At 73.0% G+C, this 10,945-nt stretch carries 9 protein-coding genes; 8 read left to right on the plus strand and 1 reads right to left on the minus strand.

The window, feature by feature from the left end:
* The first annotated feature begins 8 nt into the window (after positions 1 to 8).
* From LXT12_RS19815 to LXT12_RS19840, 6 genes are all read left to right on the plus strand, one after another.
* Positions 9 to 1,640 carry a FecR domain-containing protein gene (locus LXT12_RS19815; protein WP_233394024.1) on the plus strand — a complete coding sequence of 544 codons (1,632 nt, stop codon included), beginning with the start codon at positions 9 to 11 and terminating at the stop codon, positions 1,638 to 1,640.
* A complete protein-coding gene (locus LXT12_RS19820; RefSeq protein ID WP_233394025.1) occupies positions 1,640 to 4,006 on the plus strand; it encodes a hybrid sensor histidine kinase/response regulator in 2,367 nt (788 codons plus the stop codon). The genes LXT12_RS19815 and LXT12_RS19820 overlap by 1 nt, the downstream gene beginning before the upstream one ends.
* A gap of 95 nt (positions 4,007 to 4,101) precedes the next feature.
* A complete protein-coding gene (locus tag LXT12_RS19825; protein ID WP_233394026.1) occupies positions 4,102 to 4,557 on the plus strand; it encodes a (2Fe-2S)-binding protein in 456 nt (151 codons plus the stop codon).
* Between the two features lie 10 nt (positions 4,558 to 4,567).
* Positions 4,568 to 6,796, plus strand: coding sequence for a xanthine dehydrogenase family protein molybdopterin-binding subunit (locus LXT12_RS19830; RefSeq protein WP_233394027.1), 2,229 nt, complete (start codon positions 4,568 to 4,570; stop codon positions 6,794 to 6,796).
* Positions 6,797 to 6,805: 9 nt separating this feature from the next.
* Complete coding sequence (locus LXT12_RS19835) at positions 6,806 to 7,363, plus strand: NADPH-dependent FMN reductase (protein WP_233394028.1); 558 nt, start codon at positions 6,806 to 6,808, stop codon at positions 7,361 to 7,363.
* Positions 7,360 to 8,259 carry a pirin family protein gene (locus LXT12_RS19840; RefSeq protein WP_233394029.1) on the plus strand — a complete coding sequence of 300 codons (900 nt, stop codon included), beginning with the start codon at positions 7,360 to 7,362 and terminating at the stop codon, positions 8,257 to 8,259. Before LXT12_RS19835 ends, LXT12_RS19840 begins: the two co-directional genes overlap by 4 nt.
* A 4-nt stretch (positions 8,260 to 8,263) precedes the next feature.
* On the opposite strand, the gene LXT12_RS19845 is transcribed toward LXT12_RS19840, so the two are convergent.
* Positions 8,264 to 9,283, minus strand: coding sequence for an STAS-like domain-containing protein (locus LXT12_RS19845; protein ID WP_233394030.1), 1,020 nt, complete (start codon positions 9,281 to 9,283; stop codon positions 8,264 to 8,266).
* A 153-nt stretch (positions 9,284 to 9,436) separates the two neighbouring features.
* Here LXT12_RS19845 and fba point away from each other — a divergent pair, with 153 nt between their 5' ends.
* A complete protein-coding gene (gene fba / locus LXT12_RS19850) occupies positions 9,437 to 10,501 on the plus strand; it encodes a class II fructose-bisphosphate aldolase (RefSeq protein ID WP_233394031.1) in 1,065 nt (354 codons plus the stop codon).
* Positions 10,498 to 10,923, plus strand: a complete 426-nt coding sequence (locus LXT12_RS19855) for a gamma-glutamylcyclotransferase family protein (RefSeq protein WP_233394032.1) — start codon at positions 10,498 to 10,500, stop codon at positions 10,921 to 10,923. Before fba ends, LXT12_RS19855 begins: the two co-directional genes overlap by 4 nt.
* The last annotated feature ends 22 nt before the right edge of the window (positions 10,924 to 10,945 follow it).

The raw sequence follows: 10,945 nt of genomic DNA on the forward strand, positions 1-10,945 counted from the left end.
AGGCTCACATGAAGACACTCCGGGCCTGGCTGGCCTTCGGCCTGCTGGCGGCCGTCGTGGCCGCGGCGCGCGCGCAGCCCGCGGCGGCGGCTGACGCGGACTGGCGCTACCGCGTCATCCGCGGTGACACCCTGATCACCCTGACCGAGGCCTGGCTGGCGCCGCCGCGCACCTGGCGCGAGCTGCAGAAGCTCAACCGCGTCGACGACCCGCTGCGCCTCATGCCCGGCTCGACGCTGCGCATGCCCGTGGCCTGGCTCAGGCGCGAAGCGGCCGTCGCGGAGGTGGTCTTCGTCAAGGGCGGGGTGACGCTGCAGCGCGGCGGCGGCCGCGAAGCCCTGGCGGCCGGCGCCAGCCTGCGCAGCGGCGACGCCCTGCGCACCGGCGCCCAGTCCAGCGTCAGCCTGCGCTTTGCCGACGGCTCGCGCCTGCTCGTGCCACCGGACAGCGAGGTCACGCTCGTGCAGCTGTTGGTGCTCGGCCGCGGCGCCCTGCCGGCGGTGCGGGTGGACCTGGTCCGCGGCGGCGTGGACAACAGCGTCGCGCCCAATGCCCAGCACGTGCCGATGTACGAGCTGCGCACGCCCCACGTCAACCTCGGCGTGCGCGGCACGGAGTTCCGCGTGCAGGTGGCCGGGGCGGCGACGCGCATGCAGGTGCTGCGCGGCGCGGTCCATGCCGATGGCCTGGCGGCCGACGTGTCCGGCGGCCAGGGCCTGCTGGCCGAGGGCGGCGCGCGCAGCGTCGGGCCGCTGCTGCCGGCGCCCCAGCTGGCGGGCTCCGCCGGCGCCGCGGACCGGCTGCCGCTGCGCCTGACCTGGCCCGCCTCGCCGCCGGGTGCCGTGGCCTGGCGGGCCCAGCTCTTTCCCAAGGGTGATTTCGACCGCCTGCTGCTGGACGCCCGTGTCGACGAGCCGGCCGTCGCCTGGCCGCAGGCTCGCGAACTGGCCGACGGCGACTACACGCTGCGCCTGCGCGGCATCGACGCCCGTGGCCACGAAGGCGCGGCGGCCGATGCCGACGTCCACCTGCAGGCCCGGCCCGAGCCGCCGTTCATGCAGGCGCCGCCGCCTGAGGCCGTCAGCTACTCGGGCGGCATGGCCTTCGCCTGGACCCGCAACACGGCGGCGCCTGACGTGCGCCTGCAGATCGCGCGCGACCCGGCGTTCCAGGACCTCGTCCTGCAGCCGCCGCCCATCGCCGCCGCCGGCTTCGAGGCCCGGCTGCCCGACGGCGGCTACCACTGGCGCATCGCGGCCGTCGACGCCAGCGGCCGGGCCGGGCCTTTCGGCGATGCGCAGCGCTTCGAGATCCGGCCGCCGCCGCCCGCGCCGCCGCCGGCGGAATCCGAAGTCAGCGGCGAGCAGCTGCGCCTGCGCTGGCAGGGGGGTACCGGCGCGGCGCGCTACCAGCTCGAATGGTCGGTGGCGCCGGCCTTCGAGGGCGCGGAGGTGCGGCGCTTCGACACCGGCCGGCCTGAGCTGGCGCTGCCCCGTCCCGCGCCCGGCACCTACTTCCTGCGGGCCCGTGCGATCAACGCCGCGGGCGTGCCCGGCCCGTGGGGCCAGACCCAGCGCATCGAGCAGCCCTATCCGCGCTGGGTGTGGCTGCTGCCGCTGGCGCTGATCCCGCTGTTCTGATGCGCCTGCGCTGGCTGGCCCTGCCCGCGGCCCTGGCGCTGTGGGGGCTGCTCGTCGTCGTGGGCGTGCAGCCGCGCGTGGACCGGGCCCTGGGCGACCTCGTCGCCCGCGCTGCGGCGCCGGCGCCACCGGCGCGGCCGGGCAGCGTCATCGTCGACATCGACGACGTCTCCCTGCTGGCCCTGCGCGAGTCCCTGGGCGAGTGGCCTTATCCGCGCGGCGTCTACGCCTTGATGCTGGACTACCTGCGCCAGGCGGGCGTGCGCCTCGTCGTCATCGACATCGTCTTCGCCGGCCCGCGCGAGGGCGACGCGCGCCTGGCCCAGGCCCTCGCCGGCGCGCCGCCGGTCGTGCTCGGCGCCGCCGGCCTGGCGCCGCGCCAGCGCGCCGGGGTCGAGCTCGCTGCCGCCTCGCCGGCCGAGGCGGCGGCCTTGCAGCGCGTCGGCGCCGCCCCGGCCGGCCTGCCCTGGGCCGGGCTGGTGGCGCCCTCCGACGCCCTGCTCGCCGCGCTGCGGGGGCCGGGCAGCCTGGGCGTCATTTCGGTGGCGCTGGACGATGACGGCCTGTTGCGCGAAGTGCCGCTGCTGCACCAAGTGCAGGGCCGCTCGCTGCCCAGCCTGGCCCTGGCCGCGCGGCTGCGGGCCGACGGCGCGGCCGGCTGGCGGATGGAGGGCGGCGAGCTCGTGGCCGGCCGGCGGCGCTGGCCGGTGGACGAACAGGCCCGGCTGCGGCTGCGCCTGCCCCTCGCCGGTGGCGACCTGCCACGCCTGCCCTGGCAGCGGCTGATGCGCGCGGCGCTGGGCGAGGCCGATGACGCCGAACTGGCGCATCAGCTCAACGGCCGCAGCGTCTTCGTGGGGAGCAGCGCCTTCTTCGCCGACGAGGTCATGACGCCCGAGGGCCGGTTCTCGGGCACGGCGCTGAACGCCGCCCTCTTCGAGGCCCTGGGGGCCGAGCCGCCGGCGGTGCTGCGCGAGCGCGGAGGCGCCGTCCGGGCCCTCGAAGCGCTGCTGCTGGCCCTGGGCGGGCTGCCGCTGGTCTTGCGCCGCCAGGCGCTCGCGGCGGGCCTGGCGATGGCGGGCCTGGCCTCGGCCGCCTGGGCCGGCGCAAGGGCGGGGCTGCTGGCCGCGCCTGCGCCGGCCCTCTACCTGCTCGCCCTGGCCCTGCTGTTGACGGCCGCCGAGCGGGCGCGCCGCTCCCACGAGCGTGAACGCGAACTGCGGCGCGAGCGCGAACTCGCTGAGGCGCGCAGCCGAGCCAAGACCGAGCTGCTGGCCCACGTCAGCCACGAGATGCGCACGCCGATGAACGCCGTGCTGGGCTTCTCTGACATCCTGGCGCGCACGCCCCTCGCGCCGGGCCAGGCCCGCTACGTCGAGATGCTCGGCCTGGCGGGGCGCCAGGTCTTCGCCCTCATCAACGACCTGCTCGACAACGCCCGCATCGAAAGCGGCCGGCTGGAGCTGGCTCCCCACCCCTTCAACCTGCCGGACCTCGTTGAGCTGCAGCTGGCGATGCTGCGCGAGCGGGCCGAGAGCCGCGGCCTGTGGCTGCGCGCCGTCGTGCAGGGCGAGGCCGTGGGCTGGGTGCTGGGCGATGCGCAGCGCGTCGCCCAGATCGTCACCAACCTCGTGGGCAATGCCGTCAAGTTCACCTCGGCCGGCGGGGTGACGGTGGAACTGTCGCGCGCGGCCGATGGCCGGATGTGCATTGCCGTGCAGGACACCGGCATCGGCATCGCACCGGAACGGCTGGAGCGCATCTTCCAGCCCTTCGCCCAGGCCGACGCCGCCATCTCGCGCGAGTTCGGCGGCACGGGCCTGGGCCTGGCCATCACCCGCAGCCTGGCGCGGCTCATGGGCGGGGACGTCACGGTCAGCAGCCGCCCCGGCGAGGGCAGCCGCTTCGAGGCCTGGCTGGACCTGCCGGCCACGCCGGCCGTGCAGCTCGACGCCGCCGGCGCCCGGCCCGAGCGCGACGCCCCCGGCCGCCCGCTGAACCTGCTGCTGGCCGAGGACAACGACGTCAACGTCCTCATCGTCGAGGGCATGCTCGAGCCGCTGGGCCACCGCATCACGCGGGTGCGCGACGGCGCCGAGGCGCTGGCGGCCCTGCGCGAGGGCGACTTCGACCTCGTGCTGATGGACGTGCTGATGCCGGGCATGGACGGCTTGACGGCCACACGCCGGTGGCGGACCGAGGAGGCGCAGCAGGGCCGCCCGCGCACGCCCATCGTGGCGCTCACCGCCCATGCCGGCGACGCCGACGTGCGACAGTCCCTCGAGGCGGGCTGCGATGCCCATCTCACCAAACCGGTCAGTCTGGCGGCGCTGCAGCAGGCGCTGGCCCGGCATGCGCGCGTCTGACGCCGCCAGGCGCCTGCGCATCGCAATGCCTGAGTGATGTACGGGGGCACTGCTTCTGGCTAGAGTCGCCCGCTTCCCGACCCCCCGGAGGCCCCATGATCAACCTGACCGTCAACGGTCGCGCCGTCTCGCTCGACGCCGAGCCCGACATGCCCCTGCTGTGGGCCGTTCGCGAGGAATTGCAGCTGACCGGCAGCAAGTTCGGCTGCGGCGCCGCCCAGTGCGGGGCCTGCACCATGCACGTGGCCGGCAGCCCCGTGCGGTCCTGCCTGACGCCGATCTCCTCGGTCACGGGGCCGGTGACGACCATCGAAGGCATCGCCAACGACAAGGTCGGCCAGGCCGTGCAGGCCGCCTGGGTCGAGCACGACGTGGCCCAGTGCGGTTATTGCCAGAGCGGCCAGGTCATGAGCGCCGTCGCCCTGCTCAAGGGCAACAAGAAGCCCACCGACGCCCAGATCGACGCGGCCATGGCCGGCAACCTCTGCCGCTGCGGCACCTACACCCGCATCCGTGCGGCCATCCACGCCGCCGCGGCCAAGCTGGCCTGAGGAGACGCCCATGCTCAACCCCCAACGCATCGACCGCATCGTCAGCGGCGGGCTTTCGCGCCGCGCCTTCGTGACCACCACCGTCGGCGGCGCCGTCGGCCTGGCCCTGCTGCCGGGCCTCGCCGCCGCCCAGCAGGGCGCGCCCGCCAAGCCGGGTTCCAAGCCCACCGAGCAGCCGCTGGCCTTCGTCACCATCGCCAAGGACGGCACCACCACCATCCTGTGCAACCGCATGGACATGGGCCAGGGCATCGAGACCGGCCTGGCCATGATCTGCGCCGAGGAGCTGGACGCCGACTGGAGCCGGGTGCGCACCGGCTTCGGCGACCAGAAGGCCGAATACGTCGACCCGCTGTTCGGCATCCACCTGACCGGCGGCTCCAACTCCGTCAAGAACAGCTACCAGCAGTACCGCGAACTCGGCGCCCGCACCAAGGCCATGCTGGTCGCCGTGGCCGCCCAGAGCTGGGGCGTGCCGGCGGCATCCCTGAAGGCGGAAAACGGGGTCATCTCCGGCGGCGGCAAGAGCGCCGGCTACGGCGAGTTCTTCGACGCGGCGATGAAGCAGCCCGTGCCCGAGGCCGTGACGCTCAAGGACCCCAAGGCCTTCAAGCTGATCGGCCGGCCGACCACGCTGACCGTGAGCCAGGCCAAGTCCACCGGCAGGCAGGCCTATGGCATGGACGTGCAACTGCCCGGCATGGCCGTGGCCGTCATCCAGCGCCCGCCGGTGTTCAATGGCAAGGTCGCGAGGCTCGATTCGAGCGAGGCGCTCAAGGTCAAGGGCGTCAAGGCCGTGCTGCCGGTGACGTTGGACCGGGGCGGCCAGGGCGTGGCCGTCGTGGCCAGCGGCTACTGGGCCGCCAAGAAGGGGCGCGACGCGCTGAAGATCGACTGGGACCTGGCCGGCACGCCCAAGCCCGACACCGCCGCCCTGACGGCCCAGTACCTGGCGCTCGCCAGGACGCCCGGCACCCCGGCGCCCAAGCCCGAGTTCCAGGCCGACGCCAGCGGCTGGGAGAAGGCCCCGAAGAAGATCGTCGCCGACTTCGTCTTCCCCTACCTCAACCATGCGCAGATGGAGCCGCTGGCCTGCACGGTGGACCTGAAGGCCGACCGCTGCGACTTCTACTACGCCTCGCAGATGCCCGGCATCGATGCCATGAACCTGGCCAAGGCCGTCGGCATGAAGCCCGAGCAGGTGCAGATCAACGTGCAGATGGCCGGCGGCGGCTTCGGCCGGCGCGCCACCCCCGCCACCGAGTGGCCGCGCGAGGCGGCGGCCGTGGCCGTGGCACTGGCCCAGGCGGGGCAGCGCATGCCGGTCAAGGTGATCTGGAGCCGCGAGGACGACGTCAAGGCCGGCTACTACCGGCCCATGACCGTGCACCGCGCCGAGATCGGCTTCGACGCCGGCGGCAAGGTCATCGGCTGGCAGCACCGCATCGTCAGCCAGAGCATCCTCAAGGGCTCGCCGCTGGAGGGCTTCGGCTACCAGAAGGGCGTGGACAACACCACGACGGAGGGCATGGGCGAGCCCTACGGGCTGCCGATGAACCTCAGCGTGCACCATCCGGAGGTGAACGTGCCGGTGCTGTGGTGGCGCTCGGTGGGCTCCACCCACACGGCCTACGTCATGGAGACCCTGGTCGACGAGATCGCCTTCTCGACGAAGCAGGACCCGGTGGCCTACCGCATGAAGCTCATGGAGGGCAACGCCAAGGCCGAGCGCCATCGCCTGGCCCTGCAGGCTGCCGTCGACAAGAGCGGTTATGGCAAGCGCAAGCTGAAGGCCGGCCAGGCCTGGGGCGTGGCGGTGCACGAGAGCTTCGAGTCCGTCGTTGCCTACGTCGTCGTGGCCAGCATGAAGGGCAAGGGCAAGGACCGCCAGCCGGTGCTGCAGGAGGTGCATGCCGGCGTGCACTGCAACCTCTGCGTGAACCCGCGTGCCGTGGAGACCCAGGTTCAAGGCGCGGCCATCATGGCCCTGGCCACCACGATGCCGACCCACCGCATCACGTTCAAGGACGGGGTCGTCGAGCAGGGCAACTTCCAGGACATGGCCATGCCGCGCATGCCCGACGCGCCCCAGGTGATGACGGTCAGCATCGTGCCCAGCAACGACCCGCCCAAGGGCATGGGCGAGCCCGGCCTGCCGCCGCTGGCCCCGGCCCTGGCCAACGCCGTGGCGCGCCTGACGGGGCAGCGGCAACGGGAACTGCCGTTCAAATTCGCCTGAGCGGGCCCCATGAAGATCATCGCCCTGAGCGGCGCGCTGAGGCGCGCCTCCTACAACACCGCCCTGCTGCGCGCGGCCATCGCGATGGCGCCCGAGGGCGTGACGATGGAGCTGCGCACCCTGCACGGCATTCCCCTCTACGACGGCGACGTCGAGGCCCAGGGCATCCCGGAGGCGGTGACCACGCTGCGCGAGGACATCCGCGCGGCCGACGCCCTGCTGATCGGCACGCCCGAGTACAACAACTCCATCCCCGGCGTGTTGAAGAACGGCATCGACTGGCTGTCTCGGCCCAGCGGCGAGGGGGCAAGGCTCTTCGGGGGGCGGCCCACGGCCCTGATCGGTGCGACGCCGGGCGGCTTCGGCACGGTGCAATCGCAGGACGCGCTGCTGTCGGTGCTGCGCACCCTGGGCTGCGACTTCTGGATGGCGGGCCGGCTCATGGTGTCGCGCGCCGGGGCGGTCTTCGACGCCGAGGGCCGGCTGGTGGACGACAAGGTCCACGCGCAGCTGCAGGCCTTCGTCGAGGGCTTCGTCGCCTTCGTGCAGAAGCGGTGCCAGCCATGAGCTTTGCCGTCGAGCGCATCCAGAGCCACGTCGGCGACGTTGGCGGCATCCCCATCCAGCGCTCGCTGCCGAACCGGGTCCGCCGCACCATCGGCGCCTGGTGCTTCGCCGACCACGCCGGCCCGGCCACGCTGCCGCCGGACCAGCGCATGCGCGTCGGCCCCCACCCGCACACGGGCCTGTCCACCTTCAGCTGGATGATCGAGGGCGAGGTGCTGCACCGCGACAGCCTGGGCTCCGAGCAGGTGCTGCGCGCGGGCGAGGTCAACCTGATGACGGCCGGCCATGGCATCAGCCACAGCGAGGAGTCGCTGACCGACCGCATCCACCTCGCCCAGCTCTGGATCGCCCTGCCCGACGCAGAGCGCGAACGCCAGCCCGGCTTCCAGCATTTCGCGACGCTGCCGCGCCTGGGCCTGGGCGGTTTCGACGCGACCCTGCTCGTGGGCGAGTTCGGCGGCGAGCGTTCGCCGGTGCCCAGCTTCACGCCGCTGCTGGGCATGGACCTGGCCGCCGGCGGCCCGGTCGACGCGGTGCTGCGCCTGCGGCCCGGCTTCGAATACGGCCTGATGCCGCTGGAGGGCGAGATCGAGGTGGCGCCCATGGGCCACGAAACGGTGGAGGCCATCGCGCCCGGCACCCTGCTCTACGTCGGGCCGGGCTGCGAGTCGGTCGAGCTGCGCGCCGGCGCCGCCTGCCGGCTGCTGCTGCTGGGCGGCGCGCCCTGGCCCGTGCCGCCGCTGCTGTGGTGGAACTTCGTCGGCCGGGAGCCCGCCGAGATGCAGGCCTGGGCGCTGGACTGGGCGCGCGAGGACGGCGGGCGCTTCGGCGCCGTGCGCGGCTACGACGGCCCGCGCATCCCCGTGCCGCCGGTGCCGGCCCTGCGCAGGCCCTAAGCCCTCAGCCCCCTCGCGCGCTCTTCACCAGCGCCTCGATCCGCGGCGTGGCGTTCGTCGCCACCAGCTCGATCTGCGGATGCGCCTTGGCGAAGACGCGGAAGAGCTCGTCCGTGAAGCCGTGGCCCACGTCGGTCACGCCTTCGAAGTCGATCTCGGCGCGCTTGAAGGTGGTGAGCCGCGAGCCGACGCGGCGGGCCGCAGCGCGCGAGTCCAGCGCCTGGCCCTCGCTCGTCAGCAGGCGCAGTTGCACCCGGGTCTGGTCGAAGTCGATGCCGTCGCCGGCGATGCTCCAGGCCGCCATGACGCCGTCCAGCGTGCGCGTCGTGTTCAGCGCGATGGCCATGTAGATGCTGCTGCCCTGGCGTGGCAGGGCGCGGCCCTTGCGCCAGCCGGCGCTTTCCCAGGCGCGGCGCTGGTAGGCGGTGTTGTTGGCGTGGATGTCGAAGACGTCGGCCAGCTGGCTGCTGAAGAACAGCCCCCGGCCGGTGTGGGCGTCGGGGGCGCTGGTCAGGCGCCCCTTGCTCAGCTCCAGCATGGCGTGCTGGGGGTCCTCGAGCTGGAAGGCCGCGCAGATCCTGTCGAACACGCCGACGCCGTCGTCGCTGACGAGGAGCTGCACGTGGGTGGGCGTCTGGCGCAGCGAGACGGTCACGCTGGTGCCGCCGGAGTGGTCGGCCGCGTTGTTGACCAGTTCGGTGAAGCCGTGCTGGATCATGCGTTCGACGTGGCGGGGCAGGGCGAAGTGCGGGGCGAAGTCGCGCTGCCAGGGCAGGTCCTCCTGCAGGCCGTACAGCGTGTAGCTGCGCGCCACCTGGCGCAGCGCACCCGGGCCGAACACCGGCCGGCGGCTGGTGCCCGAACGGGTCAGCCAGCCGGCGTCGACCAGGCGCTTGAGCGCCGCCAGCACGGCCCGGCGGCTGGCGCCCGTGCGCTCCTCCACGTGCACGGCGAGGTCGTGCGAGTGCTCGCTCGCCGCCGCGGTGATCCAGTTGGTCAGGTGGTCGAACACAAGGCGCGTCATGGCGCCGGATTGTGGTCGTTCCCGTCAACCGAGGGGGGTGGGGTCGGCACCGACCCGGCGGCCTCCATAGAATCCCCAACCAGTTACGACGCGGTTACGGCCTAGGGTTGGATCGCGAGCCAGAAGGTTTTTCAACTCCACCGGGGAATTCCCATGTCTCTCGTCTCCATGCGCCAGCTGCTGGACCACGCCGCCGAAAACGGCTACGGCATTCCGGCCTTCAACGTCAACAACCTGGAGCAGGTGCAGGCCGTCATGGCCGCGGCCGACGAGGTCGGCGCGCCGGTCATCCTGCAGGCCTCGGCCGGTGCCCGCAAATACGCCGGCGAGCCCTTCATCAAGCACCTCATCCTGGCGGCGACCGAGGCCTACCCGCACATCCCGCTCGTCATGCACCAGGACCACGGCACCAGCCCCAAGGTCTGCGCCGGCGCCATCGAGCTGGGCTTCGGCTCGGTGATGATGGACGGCTCGCTGATGGAAGACGGCAAGACGCCCGCCTCCTTCGACTACAACATGGAGGTGACCCGCAAGGTCGTCGAGATGGCGCACAAGGTGGGCGTGACCGTCGAGGGCGAGCTCGGCTGCCTGGGCAACCTCGAGACCGGCGACGCCGGCGAGGAGGACGGCATCGGCGCCGAGGGCAAGCTCAGCCACGCCCAGATGCTGACCGACCCCGAGGAGGCCGCCCAGTTCGTCAAGGCCACCCAGCTCGACGCCCTGGCCATCGCCATCGGCACCAGCCACGGCGCCTACAAGTTCAGCCGCAAGCCCACGGGCGACATCCTGGCCATCGGCCGCGTGAAGGAGATCCACGCCCGCATCCCCAACACCCACCTCGTCATGCACGGCTCGTCCAGCGTGCCGCAGGAGCTGCTGGCCATCATCAACCAGTACGGCGGCAAGATGAAGGAGACCTTCGGCGTGCCCGTCGAGGAGATCCAGGAAGCCATCAAGCACGGCGTGCGCAAGATCAACATCGACACCGACATCCGCCTGGCGATGACGGGCGCCGTGCGCAAGTTCATGGCCGAGAACCCCGACAAGTTCGACGCCCGCGAGTGGCTCAAGCCCGCCCGCGAGGCCGCCAAGGCCATCTGCAAGCAGCGCTACATGGAGTTCGGCTGCGAAGGCCAGGCCGGCAAGATCAAGCCTCGCACGCTGGCCGACGTCGCCGCGGCCTATGCCCGCGGCGAGCTGGCGCAGAAGGTGCAGTGACGGCCCACTGCTTCACCTACGGCTCGCTGATGTGGGCCGACATCATGGCCCGCGTCTGCGGGCGCGAGTTCGCCGGCGAGCCCGCCTCGCTGGCCGGCCACGCGCGCCGTCCGGTGCGCGGCCAGGACTACCCCGGCCTGTGCGCCGCACCCGGCGGGCTCGTGCCGGGGCGGCTCTACCGCGACGTCGACGCGCAAGCCTGGGCGCGGCTCGACGCCTTCGAGGGCGAGGAGTACGAGCGCGTCGACGTCCTCGTGGTCCTGCCGGACGGCCGCACCCTGCCGGCCCAGGTCTACCGTTTCCGCGCCGCCTTCGCCGACCGCCTGCTGCCCGGCGATTGGGACGCCGAGGCCTTCGCCCGCGAAGGGCGCGAGCGCTTCATTGCCCGCTACGCCGGTTTCGGCGTGCTCGCACCCCGCTGACCGCCCGGTAGTAAGCCACGCC

This window comes from Pelomonas caseinilytica (genome assembly GCF_021353235.1).
GTDB lineage: Bacteria > Pseudomonadota > Gammaproteobacteria > Burkholderiales > Burkholderiaceae_C > Pelomonas > Pelomonas caseinilytica.

Bases quoted from the DNA above. Each gene is read 5' to 3' on its own strand.
- fba (WP_233394031.1), top strand. From the start codon at position 9,437: ATGTCTCTCGTCTCCATGCGCCAGCTGCTGGACCACGCCGCCGAAAAC.
- LXT12_RS19835 (WP_233394028.1), top strand. From the start codon at position 6,806: ATGAAGATCATCGCCCTGAGCGGCGCGCTGAGGCGCGCCTCCTACAAC.
- LXT12_RS19830 (WP_233394027.1), top strand. From the start codon at position 4,568: ATGCTCAACCCCCAACGCATCGACCGCATCGTCAGCGGCGGGCTTTCG.
- LXT12_RS19820 (WP_233394025.1), top strand. From the start codon at position 1,640: ATGCGCCTGCGCTGGCTGGCCCTGCCCGCGGCCCTGGCGCTGTGGGGG.
- LXT12_RS19815 (WP_233394024.1), top strand. From the start codon at position 9: ATGAAGACACTCCGGGCCTGGCTGGCCTTCGGCCTGCTGGCGGCCGTC.
- LXT12_RS19840 (WP_233394029.1), top strand. From the start codon at position 7,360: ATGAGCTTTGCCGTCGAGCGCATCCAGAGCCACGTCGGCGACGTTGGC.
- LXT12_RS19825 (WP_233394026.1), top strand. From the start codon at position 4,102: ATGATCAACCTGACCGTCAACGGTCGCGCCGTCTCGCTCGACGCCGAG.
- LXT12_RS19845 (WP_233394030.1), bottom strand. From the start codon at position 9,283: ATGACGCGCCTTGTGTTCGACCACCTGACCAACTGGATCACCGCGGCG.